At 67.8% G+C, this 25,920-nt stretch carries 20 protein-coding genes and 3 pseudogenes; 16 read left to right on the top strand and 7 right to left on the bottom strand.

The features are described from left to right. Positions 1–14 precede the first annotated feature (14 nt). Positions 15–427 (bottom strand): annotated as a pseudogene (locus tag ACIO3P_RS09710) (type I-E CRISPR-associated endonuclease Cas1); the annotation flags it as partial. Positions 428–1,028: 601 nt separating this feature from the next. Between ACIO3P_RS09710 and ACIO3P_RS09705 the strand changes: the two are divergent. From ACIO3P_RS09705 to ACIO3P_RS09670, 8 genes are all read left to right on the top strand, one after another. Next, positions 1,029–3,773 (top strand): CRISPR-associated endonuclease Cas3'', encoded by a 2,745-nt coding sequence (locus ACIO3P_RS09705; protein WP_401848219.1) that lies wholly within the window; start codon positions 1,029–1,031, stop codon positions 3,771–3,773. Positions 3,774–3,839: 66 nt separating this feature from the next. Next, entirely contained in the window at positions 3,840–5,456 is a 1,617-nt protein-coding gene (gene casA, locus ACIO3P_RS09700) for a type I-E CRISPR-associated protein Cse1/CasA (RefSeq protein WP_401848220.1), read from the top strand. Positions 5,457–5,484: 28 nt separating this feature from the next. Then, positions 5,485–6,159, top strand: coding sequence for a type I-E CRISPR-associated protein Cse2/CasB (gene casB / locus ACIO3P_RS09695; protein WP_401785067.1), 675 nt, complete (start codon positions 5,485–5,487; stop codon positions 6,157–6,159). Positions 6,160–6,181: 22 nt separating this feature from the next. Continuing rightward, positions 6,182–7,357: a type I-E CRISPR-associated protein Cas7/Cse4/CasC gene (cas7e, locus tag ACIO3P_RS09690; RefSeq protein WP_401848222.1), complete on the top strand. Its 1,176-nt coding sequence runs from the start codon at positions 6,182–6,184 to the stop codon at positions 7,355–7,357. After that, on the top strand, positions 7,354–8,178 hold the full coding sequence (gene cas5e / locus ACIO3P_RS09685) for a type I-E CRISPR-associated protein Cas5/CasD (RefSeq protein WP_401848224.1): 825 nt from the start codon (positions 7,354–7,356) through the stop codon (positions 8,176–8,178). The genes cas7e and cas5e overlap by 4 nt, the downstream gene beginning before the upstream one ends. Beyond that, the gene (gene cas6e / locus ACIO3P_RS09680) at positions 8,175–8,840 is read left to right on the top strand and encodes a type I-E CRISPR-associated protein Cas6/Cse3/CasE (protein ID WP_401785074.1); all 666 of its coding nucleotides are present in this window, start codon (positions 8,175–8,177) and stop codon (positions 8,838–8,840) included. Before cas5e ends, cas6e begins: the two co-directional genes overlap by 4 nt. Positions 8,841–9,026: 186 nt before the next feature. Then, the gene (locus ACIO3P_RS09675) at positions 9,027–9,899 is read left to right on the top strand and encodes an RHS repeat-associated core domain-containing protein (RefSeq protein WP_401848225.1); all 873 of its coding nucleotides are present in this window, start codon (positions 9,027–9,029) and stop codon (positions 9,897–9,899) included. 582 nt (positions 9,900–10,481) lie between these two features. Then, positions 10,482–11,099, top strand: coding sequence for a Dyp-type peroxidase (locus ACIO3P_RS09670; RefSeq protein ID WP_401848227.1), 618 nt, complete (start codon positions 10,482–10,484; stop codon positions 11,097–11,099). A 704-nt stretch (positions 11,100–11,803) separates the two neighbouring features. On the opposite strand, the pseudogene ACIO3P_RS09665 reads toward ACIO3P_RS09670, so the two are convergent. Then, a pseudogene (locus tag ACIO3P_RS09665) lies at positions 11,804–12,280 on the bottom strand (HAD family hydrolase); the annotation flags it as partial. A gap of 748 nt (positions 12,281–13,028) precedes the next feature. Between ACIO3P_RS09665 and ACIO3P_RS09660 the strand changes: the two are divergent. Next, positions 13,029–13,280: pseudogene (locus ACIO3P_RS09660) on the top strand (IS5/IS1182 family transposase); the annotation flags it as partial. Positions 13,281–13,541: 261 nt separating this feature from the next. On the opposite strand, the gene ACIO3P_RS09655 reads toward ACIO3P_RS09660, so the two are convergent. Further along, entirely contained in the window at positions 13,542–13,880 is a 339-nt protein-coding gene (locus ACIO3P_RS09655) for a helix-turn-helix domain-containing protein (RefSeq protein WP_329823757.1), read from the bottom strand. A gap of 137 nt (positions 13,881–14,017) precedes the next feature. Here ACIO3P_RS09655 and ACIO3P_RS09650 point away from each other — a divergent pair, with 137 nt between their 5' ends. Together ACIO3P_RS09650 and ACIO3P_RS09645 are read left to right on the top strand one after the other, a co-directional pair. Further along, entirely contained in the window at positions 14,018–14,941 is a 924-nt protein-coding gene (locus ACIO3P_RS09650; RefSeq protein WP_401848230.1) for a TIGR03620 family F420-dependent LLM class oxidoreductase, read from the top strand. 305 nt (positions 14,942–15,246) lie between these two features. Further along, positions 15,247–15,954 (top strand): nitroreductase, encoded by a 708-nt coding sequence (locus ACIO3P_RS09645; protein ID WP_329823755.1) that lies wholly within the window; start codon positions 15,247–15,249, stop codon positions 15,952–15,954. Between the two features lie 149 nt (positions 15,955–16,103). Here the strand turns inward: ACIO3P_RS09645 and ACIO3P_RS09640 are convergent, their stop codons facing one another. The 4 genes from ACIO3P_RS09640 to ACIO3P_RS09625 all read right to left on the bottom strand — a co-directional run bounded on the left by ACIO3P_RS09640 (position 16,104) and on the right by ACIO3P_RS09625 (position 20,114). After that, positions 16,104–17,042, bottom strand: coding sequence for a M56 family metallopeptidase (locus ACIO3P_RS09640; protein ID WP_401848232.1), 939 nt, complete (start codon positions 17,040–17,042; stop codon positions 16,104–16,106). Then, the gene (locus ACIO3P_RS09635) at positions 17,039–18,577 is read right to left on the bottom strand and encodes an MFS transporter (protein WP_401848233.1); all 1,539 of its coding nucleotides are present in this window, start codon (positions 18,575–18,577) and stop codon (positions 17,039–17,041) included. The genes ACIO3P_RS09640 and ACIO3P_RS09635 overlap by 4 nt, the downstream gene beginning before the upstream one ends. Before the next feature lie 112 nt (positions 18,578–18,689). Beyond that, entirely contained in the window at positions 18,690–19,241 is a 552-nt protein-coding gene (locus ACIO3P_RS09630) for a TetR/AcrR family transcriptional regulator (RefSeq protein WP_401848235.1), read from the bottom strand. Between the two features lie 87 nt (positions 19,242–19,328). After that, positions 19,329–20,114 (bottom strand): NAD(P)H-binding protein, encoded by a 786-nt coding sequence (locus ACIO3P_RS09625; protein WP_401978133.1) that lies wholly within the window; start codon positions 20,112–20,114, stop codon positions 19,329–19,331. A 423-nt stretch (positions 20,115–20,537) separates the two neighbouring features. Between ACIO3P_RS09625 and ACIO3P_RS09620 the strand changes: the two genes are divergently transcribed. The 5 genes from ACIO3P_RS09620 (at position 20,538) to ACIO3P_RS09600 (ending at position 25,873) form a co-directional block, all read left to right on the top strand. Continuing rightward, on the top strand, positions 20,538–21,503 hold the full coding sequence (locus tag ACIO3P_RS09620) for a PDR/VanB family oxidoreductase (RefSeq protein ID WP_401848237.1): 966 nt from the start codon (positions 20,538–20,540) through the stop codon (positions 21,501–21,503). 134 nt (positions 21,504–21,637) lie between these two features. Continuing rightward, positions 21,638–22,315: a dienelactone hydrolase family protein gene (locus ACIO3P_RS09615; RefSeq protein ID WP_401848238.1), complete on the top strand. Its 678-nt coding sequence runs from the start codon at positions 21,638–21,640 to the stop codon at positions 22,313–22,315. A gap of 89 nt (positions 22,316–22,404) precedes the next feature. Beyond that, positions 22,405–23,343, top strand: coding sequence for an MBL fold metallo-hydrolase (locus ACIO3P_RS09610; RefSeq protein ID WP_401848240.1), 939 nt, complete (start codon positions 22,405–22,407; stop codon positions 23,341–23,343). Between the two features lie 107 nt (positions 23,344–23,450). Then, entirely contained in the window at positions 23,451–25,103 is a 1,653-nt protein-coding gene (locus ACIO3P_RS09605) for a DHA2 family efflux MFS transporter permease subunit (protein WP_401848242.1), read from the top strand. Continuing rightward, entirely contained in the window at positions 25,100–25,873 is a 774-nt protein-coding gene (locus ACIO3P_RS09600; protein WP_329823747.1) for an SDR family oxidoreductase, read from the top strand. The genes ACIO3P_RS09605 and ACIO3P_RS09600 overlap by 4 nt, the downstream gene beginning before the upstream one ends. Positions 25,874–25,920 lie beyond the last annotated feature (47 nt).

Below are 25,920 nucleotides of genomic sequence, written 5' to 3'. Positions count from 1 at the left end.
TGTCGGTCATCGGCTCACTCCTCGCTGACGGCGTAGTTCGTTCCGGCTGGTACGGATCCCACTTCGGGGTCCCAGAGGTTGACCAGTTGGGCCGTCTGGCCTTCGGGGACGGCGTCCGTCTCTTCTGGTGCGAGCAGTGCCTGTACGTCGTGGACGATGCGCGGGAGGAGTTTGAACAGGCGTAATTCCTTGCGGAAGGCTCTGCGTGCGTCGCGCTCCGGTTGGGGCGAGTCGTGGAGGGAGAAGGCCAGCGGGATGGTCAGTTCGGCTTGTACAGGTCCGCGAGGTCGTAGACGAAGGCGTGTTGTTTTCCTTGGTGGACGAAACCCAGTGCGGGGGAGCAGCCGAGTGCGACCAATGCGGAGTGCACGATTCCGTAGAGGCAGGTGTTCGCTGAGGAGGGGGCGAGGCTGACCGGACTCCACGACGGAGAAGGGTGTGGACTCAGTACTCAGGCGTTGGGTCGACTTCGCTTGCGCCGGAGAGGTTTGCAAGACTTGAGGTAAGACGTAGCTGTAGTGGGGAACGCATGGCCGTGCGGAGAGCAGCCAGCCAGCGGGTCATCGCCATCATGTAAGAGGTGACGGACCCCTGGGATCCGTCACCGTTGGCTCAGAAGAGCCGGCTGACGACTTCGTTGATCAGAACACGGAGTACCGCGCTGACCACCACGCGTGTGACCTCAAAGAGGACCTCGCGTCGCAGGACGAACTTCCGCAGGAACCTGGACACTGTTTCTCCAGAGCGCGGTACTAGGCCGAGGTTGCGCCACGTCCCTCGGGAGGGTCGTGCGTTCGTCTCGATGTGCCGTCGGCCGGAGAGCCAATGGGATTCCGCAGACCTCCCAGGGAGGCGTGCAGCAGCAAGTATGCTACAGGGAGAATAAGTTGGTGTACCTGCGGTTGGCTGAATTCCCCTCCGCCGGTCTTCAACGGGACGAGGCCAGGCGACGAGGCGTTGCAGGCCAGGCTTTTTCTGTTGCGTTCTTCTGAAGCGCATCTGCACCGAAATGCGAGACGATGAGCAGTATGTCTCTGGACTCCCGCCTCTGGGGCAAGGCTGCCCGGCTGGGCAAGGCTGCCCGGCTGGGCAAGGATGCCCGCGGTGCAGCCCATACGCACCCTCTGATCTGTCACCTGTTGGACACGGCGGCCGTCGCTGAGGTCGTCTGGGATGAACTGCTGACCGCGCACCAGCGGAGCATGGTGGTGACGGCGCTGCAGGTTTCGGATGAGCAGGCGCGGGCGCTCGCGGCATTCTGGGCGGGGCTGCATGACATCGGGAAGATCAGTGTGTCGTTCCAACTGCACAGGGATGGACCGAAGTACGAGGACGGGCAGCTGCTGACTCAGGAGCTGAGTGGTGAACCAGGGTACGGATTCGGTGCCGACGCCGCCCAGGACAGGCAGTCGCACGAAGCGGCGGCGCACTGGTGGCTGGTGGGTATCTTCAAGGAGATCGGCTATCCGTCGTCGAGGCGGCGCCCGCAGTCCCGGCTCAGTCATGCGGTGGCCCAGTTGCTCGGTGGTCACGGTGGTCGTTTCCACCCGAAGGTCTACGACAAGGACTTGAGGTGCCCTGCCGCGCGTCACCCGGGTATGGGTGTGGGAAGTTGGGAGGAGCAGCGGCGTATCCACTTCGACGAGGTGCGCAGAGTGCTCGGGGTGAAGTCGGTTCCGCACGGACGAATGACGCCAGGAGCGGCTGTTGTCCTGACGGGGTTGGTGACCTTGTCGGACTGGCTGGCCAGTATCGAAGAGGAGATCCGGACCCGGCTCAGGGAAGAGGGATGGGCTGGAACTCCTGAAGACCTGGACTCCTACTGGCAGATCGCCCGCACGGCGGCTCCTCGTCTGTTGCTGCAGACGGATCTACTCGGGACGGGTTTCGCCCGTCCGTCGGACTCTTCTCAAGCCGTGGAGGAGACCGGTCTTGGGGCGAGCGTGGCTCGCCAGGCGCCTGATCTGGTGACTGAACACGGGCCGGGCATGGTGGTCGTGACGGCCCCGCCGTCAGAGGACCGTACGGAAGCGGCCCTTAGCGCAGCGGCAATCCTTGGGCACGCAGCGAACGCGCGGGGCCTCTTCTACGCACTGCCGACCGGTTCAGCGGCTGACAGCCACATGGCACAGGTGCATGCCTTCGCCGAGCAGGCACTGACCGGCCCTTGGCGGTCACTGCTGCTTCACAGTTCTTCCCGGTTGAAGCCGGCGGAAGCCGCGGAGTGGTGGGCGCATGCCAATGCAACCGACGGAGTCAGCGCGGAGCCTGGTGAGGAGTGGGCCCCGACAGCGAACAGTTGGCTCAACTCTCATCATCGCGCGCTTTTGGCTGCGCTCGGCACGGGGACGGTGGACGAACTTCTGCAGGCTGTCATGCCGGTGAAGTTCAACGTCATGAGGCTCTTTGCGCTTTCCGGCAAGGTCGTCGTGGTGGACGAAGCCCATGCCCGCGGCGCCTGGGGGCAGAAACTCATGCTCCGGTTCCTGGAGTGGGCCGCTGCATTGCGGATCCCAGTGGTCCTGGCGGCGACGGCTGCGGATAAGTCGGTGGACGCGATGCTGGCAGCCTACCGCCGGGGTGCAGGAGGGGGTAAAGAGCCAGTTATGCAGCCTCGTCGGTTGCCAGGATGGTCGTTTGTGGATGCTCAGTCCGGAGGCGGGCACCTGCCCCAGCAGCCTGCCGAGGCAGCTCGTGCCAGCACGCTCAGCATCAGGGTCGTTGAAGGTACGGCGTATGACGAGATCCAGGCGGCTCTTGCACCGATGATCGCAGCCGGCAACGGACGGGCCGCCGTCTACCGATCGACGCCTGCGGACGCCATCCGCACGTTCCAGCAGCTCTCACAGGATCTGCCCGGCCTCGACGTGACCCTGGTCCATGAACAGATGCGCAACAAGGACCGATGGCAGCGTCTCGCAGCCTGCCGGAGTACCTTCGCCCCTAACGGTGGAGTCTCCGGCCCCTCCGCGCTGGTGACGACGTCGATGCTGGAACACGTCCGGGGCCTGCATTTCGACCTCGTCATATCCGGACCGGCACCGCTCACGGACTTGTTGGCCCGTGCGGTGCAGAGCGTGGGTGACCGGTCGAGGCTGGTGGTGCTCCGAGCGGACGACGCGTCCGAACTGGACGACGCCGCGCTGGTGCGGCGCACTGACATGGTCCTGGGGACCGGCAGGAGGGTTTCTCTGCCCGAAGAACTGCCCTTGCTGCTGGACGAGGTGTACACCGACGAGCTCGTCGATAAGCTGGGGTGGCCTGCGGCAAGTGAGCTCCAGCAGCTCGACAACCAGCGCACGGTTCGTGAACGCAGAGCCAGCGGTACTGCTGGTTGGCTGGAGGTGCCTGGACCACGGGAGCTCGATGGCGACCTCGGCCTGCTGAGCCGCGACCACCCCGGTGTGGAGCCCGAGCTGCTCTCCTCCGTGCTCGGTGAGGAGATGGTGCATGTGGTCTGCCTGTACCCTGGGCACGACCAGCAGGGGAAGCCGGTACATCTCCTGGAGGACGGCGTCCTGGAGCAGAAACTTGATCGCAATTCTAAAGGGAGACCGAAGCCGGGCCAGCTCGTCCCCTACCTGATACCGGTACCGAAGCGACTCGTCGAGGCCGTGGAGGGCGATGCCAACCGTGCCTGGCGCGATATGGCAGCACTCAAGACCGTCCTCCGGCTGAACCTGAGACGGGAAGACGGAAAGTGGGTGTACACCAGCCCGAAGCACCGATTCTGCATGAGTGAAATCGGCCTGACGATTGATCAATTGGAGTAACCGCCCACGCCGTCCCCGCTCGTCCTTCTAACATTCGGTGGACGTCCGACCACAGGGGGGAGGGGCGTGGCCACACCTGCGTCCAATTTGATCGACCAGCCATGGATTCCGGTCGCATGGCTGGACGGGAAGGCAGGACCACCGCAAGTGGGCCTGAGGAGTCTGTTCCTGCATGCCCGAGAGATTCGCACGCTGCTGATCCCGGAAGCTCCGGCTCACTCGGCGCTGCTCCGCTTGCTGTACGCGCTCACCGCCCGGATCACCGCTCTGGACGAGGCCGGTCCCGGAAGCTGGGGCGACCGGCGGGAGGAAATCCTCGAGCGGGGCTTTCCTGAGCAGAGCACCGAACTCCCTGACGGTCGAAAGGCCGGCATCGCCGGTTACTTCGACCAGTGGAGCCACCGCTTCGACCTGTTCGATCGCGATCGTCCCTGGCTCCAGGACCCTCGCCTCCCCGAACAGTGCGACAGAAATCAAACTGCCGGGGTCCACAAGCTGGTCATGAGCCGGTCAGCGGGCAACAATCACTCCTGGTTCGGGCATTGGAGCCATGACAAGCTCGTCTTCCCCGGCCTTTCGCAGACGGCACTGTCGCTGCTGACCTGGCATTACTGGGGAGCCCCCGGTGCCCTCTCGAGGCGTGCAGTCGGCAATGTGAGCCACCACCACGCGAAGGCTTCACCACTACGAGCTGCGCTGTCGTATCACCCGGAGTGCGACAACCTCTTCCTGACACTGCTGGCAGGTCTGACCCCGCCGGATGGCCACGTCAGGCGGCAGACCGACCTGTGCCCGTGGGAGCGCGAGGACCTCCCGGACCCGCTCAAGCCGATTCCGGAGCCACAGGGCCCCTGCTCACGGCTCACCGCCACTTCACAGCACGCTCTCTATCTCGTCCCCGCCCAGGACGGCGAGCACACCGCCGACGCATACACCACCTGGGCTTACAACGCCGAGCGGATCCGTCCGGAAGACGACTACCTGATCTGGAGCATCGACAAGGACGGGAAGACCTCTCCCCGTCTCGCACGCTCCTCCCGTTCCCTGTGGCGAGACATCGACGCCCTTCTGCTCAAACAGATGGACGACTCCAGCCCCGTCCAGCCGAAGGTCATGGACCACGCCTTTGACGTCAGCGAGTACTTGCGAGTACGCGCGCTCGGCTTCGAACAGGACACCAGTCAGGCCGCCAACCACCAATACGTCGACTCCACGACCCCGGTTCTCCTTTCCCGAGTAGAGGAGGACGCGGCGAGCACCGACCTGCCCGTACGCCAGCTCCGCGAACTCGGCGAGCTCTTCGGGGACCGACTGGAGCAGGCCACGAAGGAAGCCTGGCTGAGGTTCACGAATGACAAGAAGAATGATCCAGGGGCCTGGCTGGACGCGGTCACGGCACGGTACTGGCCTTCGGCGGAGGACGAATTCTGGTCCAGGTTCCGGCAGCTGACCCGCTCTGACGGCAACGTGGGCTCCGGCTTTGACTTCGAGGCCGCATGCCGGGCCTTCGGACGGCACGCGCTCGACGCGTACGAGACGGTGACCGACTCCGTGACACGCACAGCACGGGGCGCGAAGGCCGTCGCCACGGCGAAGGCGATCATCCTCGCCGCCCTGAACGACCCGCACAAGGCGATGGAGCAACCGAAGACGAAAAGGACGGCCAAGAACAAGAAGTCGTGACCGTCGCCCACCGACCCGAGGACAGGCAGTGACCTTCCAGGCCCCTGAAGCGAGCAAGCGCAAGACGAATCGTGCCTCGTATACCGCTTTCACCGTGAGTATCGAACGCCTGTGCCGCGCGGACCCCGGTGCCCGTGCGGCGCTGCGCGCGGGACTGCGCCGCGATCTGGACCACCCGCGCGCCCGCGCCATGCACCGGCTGCTGACGCCGCGACTGCCGGAAGGGTGCGATGACAAAACAGCGCAGGCCCATTACACGGTGGCCTCGCTGATCGCGGCCCAGCCCCGACACGCCTTCGCGACCGACCAGGAAGACGACAACGACACCGCAGACGAACAAGGGGTGGTGAAGGAAAAGGTCCTTCAGGGGGACGGAGACCCGGACGAGGAGGCCGCCCCGCCCGAGCCCACCCCATACGGCCCGTCGTTCGGCGCCACTCTGGGCCATGCCGTCATGGCGAAGGGCGCCTCCATGCGGATGAGTGCCGCAGAGAGCCGCATCAACCTCCTCACGCGGCAGAGCCTCCGCGGCATCCACCTGCACCTCCCTGCTGCGGTGAATCAGGCGCGCGCCACCGGCGCCTCGATCGATTGGGGTCAGTTGCTGGCAGACCTCGTCAACTGGCCGTACAGGTCAGGGCGTATCAGTCGCCGCTGGCTGCAGGACTTCTACCGGATCACCGCCCGTGCCGACCGGGACTGACCCTCACCCATAGGAGATCCTGATGGACCTCAAGCCACGCTTTCTCGATATCCACGTCGTCCACCCCGTTCCCTACGCGAACCTGAATCGGGACGACACCAACTCGGTGAAGACCATGCTCTACGGCGACGCCCTGCGTACCCGCGTGTCCAGCCAGTCCTGGAAGCGGGCCATCCGCGAGCACCTTCAGGACACGCTCGGCGACAACGCGCTGCGCACGCGCCGCATCGGCGAGCGGGTCGCCGAGGTCCTCCGCGCTCGTGGCTGGGATGAGGCGCTTGCCGAACGTGCGGGTGCGCACGTTGCGGCGGGGAGCAGCATCAAGTGGGAGGTAGCCAAGGGGAAAGACAAGCAGCCCGTCACGAACAAGGTCTTGACCAACGCGCTCGTCTACCTCCCCGAAGACGCTGTCGAGGAACTTGCTGACATCGCCGAAGCCCACAAGGACGCGCTCACGAGCGACTTCACCGGAAAAGGAACGAAGAAGCCCGAGAGTGCCCTGAAAGGGAAGATCGACAAGATCCTTCTCAAGAAGAACGGCGTCATCAACCTCTTCGGCCGCATGCTCGCCGAGGTCGACCAGGCCGGTGTCGATGGTGCCGTCCAAGTCGCGCACTCCTTCACCACGCACACCACCGAGGTCGAACTCGACTACTTCGCAGCCATCGACGACGTCACCGCGGCGAAGGGCGATGAAACCGGCAGCGGCCACATGGGCACTGCCGAGTTCAGCACCGGCACCTTCTATCGGTTCGCCACGGTCGACCTCCGGGAACTCACCAAGAATCTGAGCGACGACAACGACATCGCCGTCGACGCCGCCCGTCAACTCGCCGGCCAGTTCCTGATCTCCTTCATCGAGTCACTGCCGCAGGCGAAGAAGAACTCCACCGCCCCGCACTCACTCCCGCACCTGGTCCACGTGGCGGTCCGCTCCGACCGGCCACTGTCGTTTGCCGCAGCCTTCGAAGAACCCGTACGGTCCGCCCAACACGGCGGCTACGTCGCGCGCTCCGTGGAGGGTATCGACGCCTACTCCAAGGCCGCGAACACCCTCCTCGGCCTCGACCGTGTCCTGTACGCGGCACATGCTTCCCTCCATTTCGACAAGCTGGAGCACCTTGGGGAGCGTCACTCGTCATTCGAAGCTCTCGTCACCGCCGCCGTCGACGTTGCTCTCGCCGAGGCTCCGCAGTGACCGAAAAGCACGCCCGCGGGCTGTTGTTGCGTCTGGCAGGCCCACTTCAGTCCTGGGGCACGCACAGCAAGTACCTGTGGCGTGACACAGCCCGATTCCCCACCAGGTCCGGCGTCGTGGGCATGCTCGCCGCAGGTTTCGGGCGAGTGCGCGAGGCGCCCTTGGACGACCTCACGGCGCTGTCGATGACGGTACGAGTCGACCGACCCGGTGTTGTGCTGTCCGACTTCCACACCGTAGGCGGTGGGCTACCGGCCGATGAGACGGTGATAACCGTTGATGGGAAACGCCGGACCGGGGGCAAGGGCACTCTGGTATCCAAGCGCCAGTATCTAGCCGACGCTGCTTTCACCCTCGCACTCACCTCCGATGACGCAGAACTGCTGCACTCGTGCGCTGCTGCCCTGCGTGACCCGCACTGGCCTCTCTTTCTCGGTCGCCGGTCCTGCCCGCCGGAGGGCCCTATCCTCATGGGATTCGTGCAAGATCCGCTGCGCCACCTGGTACGGATGCCCCTCGCGGCCAAGAGGCCGCGCAGCGGCCCGCAGCCGATCGAGTTCTACAGCGACAGACCGCTAGGTGTGCTCCCCTTGGACTCTGGCGCCGCAGACAGGGGTGATGGTGACCACCACAGCGGCGAAGTCACCGACGAGCCGCTATCGTTCGCACCGTTGGAGCGCCAGTATCGGCCCCGGCCGCTGTACCGGCGTGCCGTGCACCTTCCGGATGCCTCGTACGAAGGCTTCGGCACCGGCTACCTGGAGAAGCTCCAAAGCTATATTGACACCCACTTCGTCAAGCCGGAGAGGAGCACTCGGTGACTTTGTGGTTGACCCGTATCGCGCCCTCGCCGAGTTCTCGCGAGGCCCGTAGGGACCTCGGTGGCAGCGACCAAGGCATCCGACTGCACCAACGCATGCTGCAGATGTTCCCCGACGGTGTCGAAGGCCCGGCCCGGGCCGCATTCGGAGTGTTGTTCCGTGCCGAGGAAAGCCCACGTGGACCGCAGATCCTCCTGCAGAGCCACATGGAACCCGACTCCTCACGCCTGCCAGACGCCTACGGCAGCGTCGAAACGCGCTCCCTCGACGCCTTGTTGTCGAACCTGCACAAGGGGATGGTCGTCCACTACCGCTGTGTGGCCAACCCGGTGCGCAAGCCGGGGGCCACCTCTCGGGAAGCCTATGGGCTTCCGCCGGTCGTGGCCTTGAACGGCAATGCCGCTGTTGAATGGTGGGAACGCCAGGCCAACGCAGGCGGGTTGGAACCGTGGCACATCAGCGCCCACCCGCTCGCCACGGTACGCGGCCACCGGAGCTCCAAAGGCCCCGCCGCAAGGCAGCGAATCCAGCATGCCCGCACGCAATTCGATGGGACGGCCCGAGTCCTTGACGTCGAACTGCTTCGCGAGAAGCTCGCTACAGGCATCGGGCGTGGCAAGGCATACGGATGCGGGCTTCTCAGCATTGCTCCCGCTCGATGATTTTATCCGCGCGCTGAACGGCGCCTTGCCGCACCTATAACTGTGATGCTTTCGCGCGGCCAGGACCTCTGTCTTTTCCCCGTCGCGGCCCCTGCACGAGGGTGGGGATGAGCCGTCCACCAGGGCGGTATCGGCGAGGGCGGCGTCGTGGTCCCCGCGCGAGCGGGGGTGAATCGGCCGGGCAAGGTGGCCACCGTGGCGACATCGGGCCTGGACGAGTACCTGACCCGCACGGAGAACGGCAAGACCCAGGTCTACCTGACGGACGCGCTGGGCACGGCGGTCGGCCTGGCCGACCCGGACGGCACGGTGGCGACCCGCTACACGTACGACCCGAACGGCCAACCCACCTCTTCCGGAGCCGAGTCGACCAACCCGTACACCTTCACGGGCCGCGAGAACGACGGCACGGGCCCGCTCCACTACCGCAACCGCTACTACGACCCCGAGACCGGCCGCTTCATCTCACAGGACCCCATCGGCTACGCAGGCGGAACCAACCTCTACGAGTACGCACTCAGCTCCCCGACCACGTACACCGACCCGAGCGGCAACAACCTGATGATCGCGGGCTGCGCGGGCGGTGGCCTGCTCGACGGCGGCATGCTGGGTGCCGCGGGCGGAGCGAAGTGGGCGGCGCGCGGCGGATGCCCAGGCAGCCTTCTGCCCGATAGCTTTGCGGCCGACACCCCGGTCCTGATGGCGGACGGCACCCAGAAGTCCATCAAGGACGTCAAGGTCGGCGACGAGGTCCGCGCAACAGACCCGGAGACGGGCGAGAGCAGACCACGCAGGGTCACGGCACTCATCGAAGGCGCCGGCGACAAAAGCCTGACGGACATCACCCTCACCACCAAGGAGAACGGCAAGCCCAACAAGATTACTGCCACAGATGGTCACCCTTTCTGGGTCCCCGAACTGAATTCCTGGATCGAAGCGGGCAAGCTCCAGCCCGGCCAATGGCTCCGCACAAGCGCAGGTACATGGACCCAGATCAAGGCGGTCAGCCGCCACGCTGAGTCGACCACGGTCTACAACCTTACCGTCGATGACCGATGAGCCGGATGAGGTAGTGATTGTGCTGACTGGTGATGAATCGTGGTAACCCAAAATTTCTGGCCATTAACCCAATGGATTCGCTTGGGGAAGCATTGCGTCGAAGAAGTGTGCTTTTTTCTGCCTCGGCAGTAGGAATAGCTGCCGTAGGAGCCGGTCTTTACACGGTGCGCTATGTTGATCCACTCGGCACGAGAGAGTCCGATGCTGGCGGTCCGCAGAGTCCAGTTCGGCAGCGCGGATTTCAGCCGGCGGGACGGGTTGTGCCGGTGGCGTTGGACCGGCGGCCCGGAGCGGGCGAAGGGGCCAGTTTGCGGCGGGAGTTGGTGTCAGGGGTTCGACGTGTTGAGGGGCGTGGCGTATCCGTCGGAGTGGCGTTGGGAGGCGGACTGTTTCGAGCCGCCGCTGAACGGCCACGGCAACTGGTCGAGATGCCAGGGTTTCGCAGGTGATTTGCTGGATCCCGGTCAGTCGCATGGTGCTGGTGCTGGTGCTGGTGCTGGTGCTGGTGCTGGTGCAGGTCGCGGGGGAGCGGACCGCTGATGTGCGCGCGTCCGTCGAGCGGTTGGCGAGGGGCCTGTCCGGATGGGCAGAACGGTGGCGGATCGAGGGGTTTCGGGCGGAGAATCGAGTGGAGGGCGGCCGGGGGCTGGCCCGGAGCCGTTTCATTTCACCGAGGGTTTCGGGAATCCGGCTGAGGAGCGGGAAGTCCTGGACCGTGCGCTCGTACGGGATGACCAGGGCGAGCCCGCGTGGGCTGTCGGCGGGAGTTACCAGGTCGTGCGGATCATCCGGCTGGCGACCGAACTGTGGGACAAGGACTCCGTGCACGAGCAGGAGCGGATCATCGGGCGCCGCCGGGACGGACGCTGGCTCGACGGGACGCCTGTGGACGAAGAGCCGAATTACCGTGCCGACCCCCGGGGTCGGCTGACCCCGCTCGACTCTCATGTACGGCTCGCCACGCCGGATCGCCGCAATCCTGCACCTCTCGTGCGGCGTGGATACAGCTACGACCGGGGTGACGGAGACACCGGGCTGGTCTTCTCCTGCTTCCAGCGCGACCTGGCCCAGGGGTTCGAGGCCGTACAGATGCGTCTGGAGGGCGAAGCGATGGCCAAGTATGTGCTGACCACCGGGGGCGGGTACTTCTTCGTTCCCCCACCCGGCGACGCGTGGGTGGACGCGCTGGCGCCCCGCTGAAGGCTGTGGGCGGTATCGACGAAAGCGCCTGCTGTTCGCGCCTATCTCCATCCCCAGCGCTGCTCCTACTCCCCAGGGCCGGTTCTTCGCTGACAGGTCAGGACAACTTGAAAGCCCGGCTGGCCCGCGGAACGGGCTAGGCACGGTGAGTCACCGTCACGAACGGGGCCGTCACAGCATCAGCAGTTTTTCGTCTGCCGGTGGTACAGAGGCAGTGAGTGCTGATCTGAGCATATGGTGGCCATGGGCTGCTTGTTCGTGACGTCGGCCCGGGGATGGTCCGGATCTTGGTTTGCTGGGCCAGGCGGTCGTACTGGGCTTCCAGCCGCCATTCCCTTCCGCCGCTGCGACCGAGCTGGACAGCTCGGGCTGCCCTCGCGGCGGCGAACTGTCTGGGAGGACGTACATGGAGATCGCCGCTGAGACCGCAGGAAGTGCGGTGCGGATCCGATCCGAGATGCGCGCAATGTTGGCGACGAGCTGGGAGGGAGCGGCATTGACTGCAGCGACGATGCTGTCGTCGGAGGATGAGCGTGCGTCGCGCCGGATACTGCGGATGGTGGCGAGCGAGATGTGCGTGGCTCGGGCCAGGCCAGCCTGGGTGAAGTGGTGCGTGCGCCGATGTGTCACATTCCGCGGTCCTTAAATCACCCTCTCGGCTATTTCGGCATCGTATCGTCCGGCAGCGCGGGTGACGATCTCCGTTAGCTCATCAGTCCGTCGATCTGCCGGTCCGCAGCAGCAGGCCGGTCGGCCCATATGCAGCCCCACGGACCGCGGTGCAGGTGCGCGTAAGGAGACCGGCGGAACGCGCGGGCCGCCGTCGTTGGCGGGATGGTCGCCGACGTACAGGGTTTCCCAGGAGGCCGCGCCGCCGGATGCGTCGAGGTCCCGCGCGAAGAACTCCGGTGACCGCTTCGCGACGCCCCACTCGCCAGAGGTGGCGATGAAGTTGGAGGGCAGGTCGAGATTGCGCGCAGTAGTTCGCCGACGCGGACCGTCTGGTTGCCCGCGATGACCACGCGGACGTCGAGCTGCTTGAGGGCAGCGAGGGCCGGGCGTACGTCGGGATAGAGGTCGGATACGTCGAGCCGTTCTCCGCGGTCGGCGTCTTCGGCGGCGATGTTGATGTCCGGGCGGATTAGGCGGAGCGCGTCCGCATTGTTCCGGCCCTGAGTAAGGGGATCAGGGGGCCGTGGCCGATCAGCCGATCAGATGTCGCGGAAGAGACTGGGCGGCTTCCTGACCCGCTGTGATGGCTGCTTGAGCGGCGCTGACCTGCGCGTACTCTCTTTCCCGTCCTTTAGCTCTCGTGCCCGCTGATGTAGCTGAAAGTCCCAGAGAAGTCCCAGGAGGCGCATTCGCTTCCTGCTGCCAGGTGCGATTTTGGTCGCCCCGCAGGGCGACCACCACGAGCGCGGACAGCCGCTCGATCGCAACCCCCACGCTTCCGCCGGCCGTGTACGTAGGGGCCGGACGTGGTGGTTGCCCTTCGTTGTGACCGAGGCCCGCAACGGCTCCACGGTGAGGCCAAGGCGGATGTGGAGGGCTTCGTCGAGGGCTGGCCAGGTAGATCAGCCTCGGCGCGCTCCACTGGTCCGCGTCGCTGTTGGTGTGGAGGAACGTTCTGCGCCTGGATCGCCGGACAACACCCGCTCTTCTCGTTCGACGTCGTCCAGTCCGGCGGATCGCCCAGCAGCGGGACAGTTGCGGCGTACGGGTGTATCGGACAAGGCCAGCCCTTTTCCTGAGCGCGCCGCCGGCCGACAGATCGAGACGGGAAGGAAGCCCTTGAAACCTTCCCTGTACCTTTCGCGATTTTCAAGAAGTCACGCCACCCCGCTTCCACGCGCCTCTGCGATACATCACGCTCATGTGCGAGGTGGTTGAGGAGGGCCGTGTCGAGTTGCGTGGTGCGATGTCCCCGCCGAGACGGTGGGCCGCTCCGGGTGGCGGCCTGGCGTCGGCTTCGGGACTGGACCGAGGCCGGTGTCCGGCCACGCCTGCACACGGCGCTGACCGAGATGCGCCGCGCAGGTCTGCTGGACCTGGACGACTGCTCCGTGGACGGGTTGCACGTCCGGGCTCTCAAGGGGGGATCATGTCGGCCCCTCGCCCGTCGATCGCGCCCGTTCCGGTTCCAAGCGCCGCCTGATCGTCGACAGCTCGTACCTTGATCTCTTCGACGATCACGCCCAAGGGTTCGCAAGGACGTTGGCGTCGGCAGGATGACCAGCAGGCCAGGGCGGAACGCGAGCTTCGTTGGCAAGCAGCCATGGGCGTGGCGAAGGGACAAGCCGGCGAACGACTTGCCCAGGTGCTGCACGAAGAGGCCGGGTGCTGAAGGTGGCGCTTCTTCGGGGGTGTGGGGGAGTCAGGGGGCGTGCCGAGGTGGTGGTGTTCGTCCGCGGGCTCCGGGAGTCGATTCTGCCGACGCGGCTCTCATGGGTGGGGCGTCGTGGAGGGCCCGCTTTCGCGTAGAACGAGGTCGAGCAGACCGGGGAATCGCCGGTCGAGTTCCTCGCGGCGCAGCGAGTTGCCCAGCTTGTTGCCGTCCTCCCACTGCCGAATCAGGCCGGCTTCGCGTAGGACCCGGAAGTGGCGTGTGGCGGCTGACTTCGAGACCTGCATGTCGATGGCGCCGCACGGCAGGCGGTCGTGCTGGGCGAGGGCGAGGACGACACGGCGACGGACTGGATCGGCGAGGGCGGCCATGACCCTGAACAGATCAAGGTCTTCCTCGTCAGGGGTGGCGAAGCCCGACGCCGTACGACTAGCCATGGCATTCATCGTAGCCGACATGATGTACGCGCTGTTGCGTACATGAAGTAGAGTCGGCATGCCCATTGGCCGCAGGCGGTGTTGACGTTTTCCGGCGCAGCCCGTCCGGCCCCGCAGAGAGAGTCTGGAGCGAGAACGTGACCGCATCGTCCGCGCCGCAGCGTGCTCACATCGGGTTCACTTCCCACATCGGGGCCATGTGCGCCCTCGACGGCCTGAGCACTCCGGACGCGCAGAAGCTCGCGCGTGACATCGAGAACATGGGGTACGCCTCGTTGTTCTTCCCCGAGGGCGGCGGGAAGGAATCGCTGACCCAGGCCGCTGCTCTGCTGGCGGCCACCGAGCACCTTGTGATCGGGACCGGGATCGCCAACATTCATCTGCGCGACGCCGTAGCTGCCGAAGCGGGCGGCCGAGCGCTCAGTGCGATGTACCCGGGGCGGTTCGTCCTCGGTCTCGGCGTCAGTCACCAGCCGATGGTGGAAGGCCGGTTGAACAAGATCTACGAGAAGCCGCTGGCCACCATGCGGAACTATCTTGAGCGCATGGCGTCCGTCCCCGAAAACATCGACCAGGAAGCCGGGCGTCCCCCGCGAATCCTGGCGGCGCTGGGCCCGAAAATGATCGAGCTCTCGGGCTCGGACGCAGACGGCGCGATGCCCTACCTGGTCACCCCTGAGCAGACCCGCTTTACCCGTGAACGCCTCGGCCCGGAACGATGGGTGATCTCCGAGCAGGGCGTCACCGTCGGCGGCGACGCCGAGCAGCAACTGCGGCGGGCTTACAACCACCTGCACATCTACGACGGATTTGAGAACTACCGCGCGTCCTGGCGGCGCCAGGGCTTCCATGACTCCGACTTCGCCCCCGGCCCCTCGGAGCATCTCGCTCGCTCCATGGTCGCCATGGGGGGCGCGGAATCGGTGGTGGCCATCGCGAACGCGCACCTCGATGCCGGAGCTGACCATGTTGTGCTCCAAGTCATCGGAGACGGCCTGTACTCAGATCCTCGACAGGCGCTCGACGAGATCGCCGCAGCCTTGGAACTCGAACGCGTATGAGCTGAGCGGCCGGCGGCCGACCGGATCTGCTGAGAACCCGTCTTCACAAGTCGCTGGTGTTCCCGTCCGTGTTGGTGAAGACGAACGGGCGCCCCCGGGTATCGCGTTTCAGGTGAATCTTGCTGGTCGGACCGGGCCCCGGCAGCGTGCTGGTGGGCACGGACCACGGTCGGTCGGCAAGGGCGGGCAGGGGGAATCGACTGCCCGCTCCGCCGCTGACACATCCGGTATCACCCCACGTCCTGCAACGACCCGTGAGGCTCAACCACGCTCATGGGAACGGACCATCACTGAAAGGAATCCTCTTGCCCGCCACACCTTCGCCCTTTTCAGACGTCATGCGCTCCCGGTACTCCGTTCGGAAGTTCCTGCCCACTCCGCTGTCCCCGTCGGACATCCGCGGCGTGCTGGAAGACGCCCAGTTCGCTCCGTCGAACTGCAACACCCAGCCGTGGACGACGCATGTCGTCTCGGGTGCAGCACGCGACGCCCTGAGCAAGGAACTGCTCAAGGCCCATGATGAGGAACGCTTCTCCTACGATTTCACCTTCGACTACGCCGACTTCGGCGACGGCGCTTACTACGAGCGGGCGCAGGACCACGGCGCGACCCTCTACCAGGCTCTGAAGATACCGCGCTCGGACCGGTCGGCGAGGAACGCGCATGCCCGAGCGAACCTGGAATTCCATGGCGCTCCCCACGCCGCCTTCCTCTTCATGCCGGTGTTCGGGGACGGGGTACGGGTAGCTGCCGACATCGGCATGTACGCGCAGAACTTCCTGCTCTCACTGACGGCCCGCGGGTTGGGCGGAATCCCGCAGACCATGCTCGGAATGTACGCCGACACCGTCCGCGAGTTCCTGGGTGTTCCCGAAGAACACAAGCTGCTGTTCGGCATCTCCTTCGGCACAGCCGATGTGACCGCACTGGCCAACAGCTTCCATATGGGACGCGCCCCGCTTGAACAAAGCGTCGTTGTGCACGACACCCCCGGAGTTCTCGACGAGCAGTAGTTCTTCGCCGGCGCCATCCGTTCCGCCACTGTCCGTCAATGAATGATCCATTTGCCATCTCAGTTACAGGTGACATGGACGGGGTGACGGGACTACGGAGCATCTGAGACAGGGCTTCTTTGCCGCCCTTGCCGGGTCGGGCTCGTGATTCAGCCGAGGGCCGGCATGGCCGGGGCGAAGGCGATGAGCAGGGGCAGGAGCGGAGCGAGGGCCGCGGCTGTGGAGGCGGTGGCGCGGTGGGTGAGGGCGAGGCGTGGCGGGGGTTCGAGAAGGCGCTGGACGCGGTCGCCGAGCAGACGTCGGGTGGAGTCGCAGGACAGGAGGCCGCGGTGTCGGTTGAGTTCGATCAGGGCGACGGCGGTGGTCAGGTGGCCGCAGTGGCGGGAGGCCGTGTCATCGGCGGCCAGCTCGACCAGGCGGTGGGTCTGGTCGCGGAAGTGGGTGAACAGGCGGATTCGGGGGAAGCCCGTCGCCAGTGCGGTGGACAGATGGAGGAGCCAGTGGTGGCGGGCTCGGATGTGGCCCAGCTCGTGGGTGAGGACGGCATTGAGCTGGCTGTCGGTCAGGCGGCGCAGCGCGCCGGTGGTGACGACGAGCTGGGGCCTGGTGCCGGGCATCAGCCAGGCGTCGGGGTATTCGTCTTCCAGAACGAGCAGGGTGCCGTGCGCGTCCGGCAGGCCGGCGGGCAGGTCGGGGGAGCGTTCGCGTAGGTGGGCGCGGCGGAGGCGGCGGTGGTGCCGGGCGTGGACGAACTCGCGGGTGAGCGCGGCAGCGGTCCAGGCGGCTCCGCAGGCCAGCAGCAGGGTCAGGGCGGCGACCAGCGGTGGTGCGGCGGCGGAGCCGTACGCGGCGGTGACCGCCGGTGGCGCGGGGGCGAAGAGGTGCGTGCGGCCGGCCTCGGAGACGGACGCGAGGCCCAGGAGGAGGGCTGCCAGGCAGCAGAGCAGGACGGTGGCGACCAGACACTGCCACGCCCAGAGCGCGACAACCGGTTCCTTCCCGGGCCAGGCCGCCCGGGTCAGTGCGCGGGGGGCCGGCACGGCGGCCGTCAGGGCGACGGCCGCCAGCAGGAGCAGACAGACGGTCACGCGGCGGGCTCCTTCTCCGGAACCACCTGGGCCCGGGCGGGCAGGGCGAGGCGGCGGGCGGTGAACACACTGCCAGCGATCAGTGCCGCGGCGGTGATCAGCAGAGTGAGTGTGTAACCGTGGTCGAACGCGTTGCGGGCCGCGGCCAGCAGTGGGTCCGCCCGGTCGGCGGGCAGTTCTGCGGCGGTGGAGCGGGCTGCGTCCAGACTGTCCTTCGCCAGGTCCGGAACGCCGGAGGGCAGGTGGACGGTACTGGTGTAGAGGGCGCCGAGGACACTGCCGAGGACCGCGACCCCGGACAGACTGCCGAGTTCGTACGAGACCTCCTCCACGGAGGCGGCCATCCCGGCCCGATGGGCCGGCGCGTTCCCCATGATCGCGGCCGACGCGGCGGTCATGGCGAGGCCCATCCCGGCTCCGGCGACCATGAGGCCGGGCACGATCCACCCGGGGTGATCGGGGTGGACGGCGACCAGCGGCACCACGCCCGGGGTCAGGAGCAGGGTGAGCAGGACTCCGGCCGCGCCGGTCAGCAGGCCGCCGGCGATCAGCGGTCGGGGGCCGGTGCGGTGGACGAGTGAGCCGGCGACGGCTCCGGAGGGCAGACAGCCGGCCGCGAACGCCGCGACCAGCAGCCCCGCGTGCAGCGGGGTGAGGTCGAGGACGAGCTGCAGCCGCTGCGTGAGCACCAGTTGGATCCCGGCGGTCGCGAACATCGCCAGCGCGGCGGCCACCATGCCGGACAGGATCCGGGGGTCCCGCAGCAGCACGAAGTCGAGCAGCGGATGCGTCCGGCGGCGCTGGCGGCGTACGAACAGGGTGAACCCGGCGGCTGCGGCCAGGAGCGCGATCACGATGTGCAGCGGATCAGGGCCGGGCTTGGTGGCTTCCTTGACCGCGTGGACGAGACCGACGAGGCCGACCATGATCTGTACGGACGCGATGAAGTCCCAGGGCTTGTCCGAGCGGCCCGACGCGCCGGGCGCGAGTACGGCGCCGGCGATCAGGGCGAGGACCACCACGGGCACATTGATCAGGAAGACCGAGCCCCACCAGAAGTGTTCGATGAGCAGGCCGCCCAGGATCGGGCCGAGCGCGGTGCCGACCACCGACATCGTGCCCCACACGCCGATCGCGACGTTCCGCTCGTGCTCGTCCTCGAAGGTGGTGCGGATCAGCGACAGGGTGGCCGGCATCATCGCGGACGCGCCCACCGCGAGGAAAGCCCGTGCCCCGATCAGCACGTCGGCCGAGGGCGCGAACGCGGCCACCGACGAGGCGACACCGAACAGAGCCAGTCCGGCGAGGAACATGCGCTTGTGCCCGACGCGGTCGCCGAGCGTGCCCGCGCCCAGCAGCAGCCCGGCCATGACCAACGGGTAGGCGTTGATGATCCATAACTTCTGGGAGGCATCCGCGTGCAGTTGCTCCGTCAGCGTCGGCAGCGCGGTGTAGAGCACGGTCATGTCGACCGAGATCAGCAGCAGCCCCACCGCCACGGTCACCAGCAGCCACCAGCGTTTCGTGCCGCTCATGTATGCGCTCGTCTTTCGTATCGCGTTGATCAACTGGGCCATGAAGGTGGAGCGCCCCCGGCGAACACGGCCGGGGGCACGGGGGAGTGCCGGAGGGGCACGGCCGCCGAGGTCAGGTGGCGTCGGTGTCCTCCGCCTCGGTCAGGGCCATCAGCCTCTGCCTCAGGGCTTCCCGGACCGGCCCGGGCACGGGGACGCCGCTGGTGGCCTCGTACAGCCACAGCCCGTCGACCGCCAGCCGGGCCAGGAACAGGTCGACGTCCCGCGCTTCGGCCGAACGGGTCGGCGGGGCCCAGCGGTTCATCAGGTCGTTCCACACCTGGGCCAGCTCCGGGTGGGTCACCGACTCGACCATGAAGGCGAGATCGGCCTTGCTCGCCCCCGCCTCGCTCCCCACCCGGGCGTAGGCGGCGGTGGTCTCGCGCGCCGACGCCTCTCCGAGCGGCTTGCCCAGCTCGGCCGCGAGCCGCTCCTCCCACGCGCCGGTCAGGTGCCGCTGGATCGCGAGCAGCAGCTCCTCCCGCGTGCGGAAGTGATACATCAGCCCGCCCTTGGTGACACCGGCCTCCTCGGCCGCCGACTCCAGCGTCAGGCCGGTGATGCCTGCGCGCTCCGTCACACGGATCGCGGCATCCAGGATCAGATTCCTCGAACTCGGTCGCATGCCCAAACTATACCATCCAGAAGGTATAGTTATTGGGGTCGCGTGCCGGACGGAGGGGAAGGGGAAACGTAGGGCAGGGCTGTCCTGTCAGCTCCGGAAGGCACCGGCGTTTTCGGAGACCCACTGGGCGAAGGGGAGCGCGGGGCGCCCTGTCACGCGCGGCACCGTGTCGGTGATCCGCCGGGTGCGGTGCACGGCGGCGAGGTCGCCGAGGACGGCGTCGGCGATCTCGCCGGGCAGACCGGTGGCGAGCATCGCTGCGCGGGCGTCCTGCGGGCTGATCTCCTCGAAGCGCACCGGACGCCCGGTGACCTCGCCGATGATGCGGACCCGGTCCCTTTCGGTCAGCCATTCAGGGCCGGTCAGGCTGTAGTGCAGGCCGCCGTGGCCATCCTCCAGCAGTGATCGCGCGGCCACGGCGGCGATGTCCCGCGCGTGGATCACCGCCGTGGCGGCGTCGGCGTAGGCGCCGTGCACCACGTCGCCGGCCCGCAGGTGCGCCGCCCACTCGAAGAGAGCGTTGCCGGCGAAGTCGTCGGGCCGCAGCGAGGTCCACTCCAGACCCGATGACTCGACCATCTGCTCCTCGGCCCTGTGCTTCCTGGCGACGGCGCCGGGCTGCTCGTCAGGGGTGGCACCGTCACGGACGTAGCCCGACGACAACAGAACCACCCGGTTCGCCCCCTGGTGGCGGGCCAGTGCGAGGAACTCGGCCACGTTGTCGCCGAGGGCCATCGTGTTGAGGAACACCGCGCTCACGCCGTCGAGGGCATCGGCAGCCCGCATCGGGTCGCTTGCCAGGTCGGCGACGACCGGGACGGCGCCTGCCCACCCGAAGTCGCCTTCGCCGGTGCCACAGCCGGCTCCTGCAATCTGATGGCCTTCGTCGTCTGCCGCGACAGCACCACGATGTACCGCTATCTGAGTACCACACTCGGCTCACTTCGGAGATTTCGCGCCGTTCTCGTCAGCCTTCACCAGGGGTTCTGTCAGCCTCCCCGCCCGAGCGCCGAGGCGAGAGGGTGACGGGCCCGTCCCCCGATCCGCGGCGGCTGACGCGGGGGTCGGAAGGCTCGCGCGGAGTGGCCGGAACCAGGCGCCCACGACCGCAAGATATATAACGATGCGGTAACGCACCGGGTGTAGGGCCGGTAGTGTTCATCTCGGGAAACGCCTTCCGTCGCATGTCTTCCGTCGCGCGCTCCATGACCTGACCTGTCCCAGCGTCAGCTCATGCGTCGGAGACTTCGCGGCGTCATGGGTGTCGCTCGTGTCCTGTGAAAGCGGGAAATCACTGTGAGCCATCCCTCCACTTCCGTCGGCGAGTATTCGCTCGTTGTCGCGGAACGGGTCGAATCCGCCGACGACGTGGTCTCTCTCGTCCTCCGCCACCCTGATGGCGAGTCGCTCCCGGAGTGGCAACCCGGCGCCCACATCGACCTGTTGCTCGACGGCGGCCTGGTCCGCCACTACTCGCTGTGCGGTGACCCCGGTGACCGTTCGTCGTGGCGCATCGGGGTGCTGCGCGTCCCGGAGGGGCGCGGTGGATCAGCGTACGTGCACGGCAAGCTGCACGCCGGAACGCCGGTGCGGGTCCGGGGGCCGCGCAACAACTTCGCGCTCCGGCCGGCCGGGCGCTACCTGTTCGTGGCGGGCGGCATCGGCATCACGCCCGTGCTGCCGATGATCGCCGCGGCCGAGGCCGCGGGGGCGGACTGGCGGCTGCTGTACGGCGGCCGGTCCCGCTCCTCGATGGCCTTCCTGGACGAACTGGCCGCGTACGGGGACGCGGTGGCCGTCCGGCCCCAGGACCGGTACGGGCTGCTCGACCTCGACGGCTACCTCGGCGAACCGGCCCCCGGAACCCTGGTCTACTGCTGCGGCCCCGAACCGCTGCTCGCCGCGGTCGAGGAGCGATGCCGCGCGTGGCCGCCCGGAGCGCTGCGCGTGGAACGGTTCCAGGCCAAGGAACAGGAAGAGGCGGCGGCGGACGCCGGGGCGTTCGAGGTGCTCCTCTCCCGGTCCGGACACTCCCTTCAAGTGCCTCCAGGGAAAAGCGTGTTGGAGACGGTGCGGGCGGCCGGGGTCTCCGTGCTCTCCTCCTGCGCCGAGGGGATCTGCGGCACCTGCGAGACCGAGGTGCTGGAGGGCGAGCCCGACCACCGGGACTCCGTGCTCAGCGCGGAGGAGCGGGAGTCCGGCGAGACGATGATGATCTGCGTCTCCCGCGCCCGCGGCCCCCGGCTGGTCCTCGATCTGTGACGGCCCTGTCGCCCTCTTCCGCCACATCTGCGCGACGCACACCTACCCGGAGACTTCCATGCCCGTCCCTGAAAACGTCGACTTGAGTCATCTCAGCGCCCCGGCGGGCGGCTCCCAGCGGCTGACCGGGCACCTTGGCCCGGCCCGAGGGGCCGGGGCCGTGGCCCGGCGTCGTCGTCGTGCACGAGGCCCTCGGCGTTGACGACGTCATGCTGCGGCAGGCGGAGCGGCTCGCCCGAGCCGGTTATCTGGCCCTGATGCCGGACCTGTTCACGCAGGGCGGCGTCCGGCGCTGTCTGGTGCCGACCATGCGGGCATCGCGGTCCGGCCACGGCCGGGCCTACCAGGACATCGAAGCGGCCCGGACCTTTCTCACCGAGAGCCCGGACTGCACCGGAGCGGTGGGCATCATCGGTTTCTGCATGGGCGGTGCCTTCGCCCTGATGTCCGCGGGGAAGGGGAGCTTCGACGCGGCCTCCGCCAACTACGGGATGCTCCCCGCGCAACTGGACCGGGTCCTGGCCGGGGCCTGCCCGGTCGTCGCGAGCTACGGCGGACGGGACCGGATGCTCAAGGGAGCCGCGGCGGAACTGGACTCGGCGCTGGAGCGGCTCGGCGTCGTACACGACGTGAAGGAGTACCCGCGGGCCGGGCACGCCTTCCTGAACGACGCGGAGGTCGGACCGCGCCCGCTGCGGCCGCTGCTCCGCGTGACCGGTATGGGACCGCACCCGGAGGCCGCCGCCGACGCGTGGCGGCGCATCGAGACCTTCTTCGGCACCCATCTCAAGCAGCCGACGACTTCCGGGTGACCCACGGGCACGTGCCCGTATCCCCGATGTCCTCGGCACCACCGGAGCGCCCGATCGTCGGGCGTTCACCTCACACGAGAGTGGAGTTCATGAGCACCACACAGTCAGAGCAGGCAACCCAGGTGGCGGACGGCGAGAAGGGCTGGAGCGTCGACGACCGCTGTCTGAACTGCAACATCGCCCGGCAGATCGCCCCCGGCATGATCGGCTTCAAGGAGGGCGGGGAGTACGGCGGTCTGTCGACCGTCATCCGTCAGCCGGAGACCGAGGCCGATGTCGCGCTGATGTACCAGGCCGCGCACGCCTGCCCCACCCGGTCCGTGCACCCGCCGGCCGATCAGTGGGACGAGGACTCGGACCCGTACCCGATGGCGCTGGACGAGGACGCGACCGTGTTCCTCTGCGGGCACGCCTCCCCGCAGACGTACGGCGCCACCTCGTACCTTCTGCGCCGTCCCGACGGTACCGGGATGATGATCGACACCCCGCGCTGGCGGCCCGCCCTGGCCCGCCGCTACGAGCAGAAGGTCGGGAAGATCACCGACGTTCTGATCACCCACCTCGACCATGTCGCGCACGCCCGTAAATACGCCGACGCCTTCCAGGCCCGGCTGTGGATCCACGAGGGCGACCTGCACTCCCTCCCCTCGGCCGACCAGGTCATCCGCGGCACGGAACCCGTCGAGATCGGGCCCGGCGTCATCGCCCACCCGTTCCCCGGGCACACGGCGGGCTCCACGCTCTTCATAGCGGACGACAAGTTCTGCTTCACCGGTGACGCGTTCTTCTGGTCGAACGGCCAGCAGACCCTCGAAGTGGCGCACAGCGTCGTCTACGACTCGATCAAAACCCTTGCCGAGTCGGTGGCCCGTGGGGCCGAGGAGCTGACCTTCGAGTGGGTCCTGCCGGGCCACGGCGATCTGCACCACCTCCCCGCCGACGAGATGCGGGAACGGATGCGCGGCCTCGGCCGCCGCGCCGCGACCTACCCCGCCGAGCCGATCGACTACGGGGCCGTCCGCTACTGACCGGCTGAACACCGAACCCGTACGGGGGCTCAGGGGCGTCCGCGACCACGCGTACACGCCCCTGAGCCTCCCCCGATCGAGCGGAAACCAACAGTGAGGCAGGGGACATGACAGGGAGTGGGCAGGGGCCGCGCACCACCGGCCCGTGGGCGGCGCTGGCCGCCCTGTCGCTGGGACTGTTCATGATCGTGGTGGACACGTCGATCGTGTCGGTGGCCGTGCCTGCCATGGTGCGCGGCCTCGGCACCGGTCTCAACGCGGTGGTGTGGGTCACCAGCGTCTACCTGCTCGCGTACGCCGTCCCCATGCTGTTCACCAGCCGGCTCGGCGACCGCTACGGCCCCCAGCGGGTCTTCGTCGCCGGGCTGGCCGTGTTCACCGCGGCCTCCCTGGGCGCCGGGCTCTCCACGGGCGTGGAGACGCTGATCGCCGCCCGCGCGGTGCAGGGTCTGGGAGCGGCGTTGCTGACCCCGCAGACCCTGACCCTCATCACCCATCTCTTCCCGGACGGCGACCGCGGCCGGGCGATGGGGATCCTCGGCGGAGCCTCCGGGCTGGCCACCGTCACCGGCCCGCTGCTCGGCGGGGTCCTGGTGGACGGCCTCGGCTGGCAGTGGATCTTCTACGTCAACGTCGTGGTCGGCACCGCGACCCTGGCCCTGAGCCTGCTCGTCGTACCCGACGTCCGCCCGGCGCGCGCACCGCGCTTCGACCTGCCCGGCATCCTGCTCTCCGGCGCCGGACTGCTCCTGATCGTCTTCGGCATCCAGAACGGCCGGACGTACGGGTGGGGCGAGATCCTCGGGCCGGTCACGGTGTTCCGTGTCATCGCGGTCGGCGTGGCGCTCCTCGTCGCCTTCGTGATCTGGCAGCGCGTCCACCCGTACGAGCCGCTGGTGCCGCTGCGCGTCTTCGCCGACCGTGACTTCTCCATGGGGTCGCTGACCACCGCGGTCCTCGGCTTCACCCTGACCGGCATGTTCCTGCCGCTGGTCATCTACACGCAGTCCGCGCTCGGCCTCTCGCCGACCGACGCCGGGCTGGTCACCGCGCCGATGGCCCTGGTGTCCGGGCTCATGGGCCCGTTCGTGGGCCGCTTCTCGGACCGTGTCCCCGGCAAGTACCTGGTGATCTCCGGGCTGCTGGGCATGGCCGCCGGCCTGGGCGTCGTCGCTCTCCAGGCCAGGGCGGACCTCCCGCCCTGGCAGCTCGTCCCCGGGCTGCTGGTGTGCGGGCTCGGCATGGGGTGCGTCCTCGTCCCGGTGAACAACGTCGCGATGGGCACCGTCCCCGCCGAACTCCGCGGAGCCGCCTCGGGCATCTTCTTCACCGCCCGCCAGTTGGGCGCGGTCCTCGGCAGCGCGACGATCGGCGTCCTGCTCCAGATCCGTATCGCGACCGCGACGGCCGAGGCGGCGCGGACGGCCTCCGTACATCTGCCCGCCCCCCACCGCCAGGACTTCCTGGCGTACGTACGGGACGCGGCAGGCCGGGCGACAGGCGCCGCCGACCCGGGGACGACCCCCATGGCCCTCCCCGGACACCTGGCCAGCCGAGGACACCAGCTCGCCGAACAGGCCGTCCACCAGGGCCTGACCCAGGCCGCGAGGGAGACCCTGATCCCCCTGATCGCGGTCCTTCTCCTGGGCACGCTGGCCGGTGCGGCGATGCGCCGCACCGGGACGGCCCAGAGCCTCTCGCAGCCGACCGACCACCCTTCCCCACGCATACCCATTGCCCTCAGGAAAGGCTCCTCATGACCTCCCCCAACGGCTCAGGCCCGCGCATCGCCCTCGTCACCGGCGCCAACAAGGGCGTCGGCCGCGCCGTCGTCGAGCAGCTCGCCGACCTCGGTACGACCGTCTACCTCGGCGCCCGCGACGAGCAGCGCGGCCGCGCGGCCGAGAACGAACTGCGCGCCGACGGCCGCGACATCCGGTTCCTCCGGCTCGACGTCACCGACGACTCCGGCGTCGCCCTCGCCGCCAAGCGCATCGAGGAGGAGAGCGGCCGGCTCGACATCCTCGTCAACAACGCCGGGATCAGCACCCCCTGGCGGGTCCCCAGCCAGACCCCGATCGACGAGGTACGGCACGGCTTCGAGACCAACGTGATCGGATACCTCACGGTCACCAACGCCATGCTGCCGCTGCTGCGCCGCTCGGAGGCCGCCCGCATCGTCAACATCAGCAGCGTGCTCGGCTCGCTCACCGCCGCCGCCGAGAACCACGACCCGACCGGTGCCTTCCCGGACGGCGGCTTCCCCGTCATCCTCGGCTACAGCCTCTCCAAGACCGCGGTGAACGCCCTCACCGTCATGTACGCCAACGAGCTGCGCGCGGAGGGCATCCTCGTCAACGCGGTCTCCCCGAACTGGGTGCCCACCGACGCCAACGACCACTCCGGCATCCTGACGCGGGAACAGGGCGCCGTCATGCCCGTACGGATGGCCACGCTCCCCGACGGCGGCCCCACCGGCACCTTCACCTGCTCCGACGCCACCGGAGCGGGCCAGCACCTCCCGTGGTGACGGGAACCCCCGCCGCATGACCGTGGTACCGGCGCGGACACCGCGCC

Origin of the sequence: Streptomyces sp. NPDC087310 (genome assembly GCF_044744405.1) — a bacterium.
Classification (GTDB): Bacteria; Actinomycetota; Actinomycetes; order Streptomycetales; family Streptomycetaceae; genus Streptomyces.
This window is presented reverse-complemented; position numbering and strand designations above follow the sequence as displayed.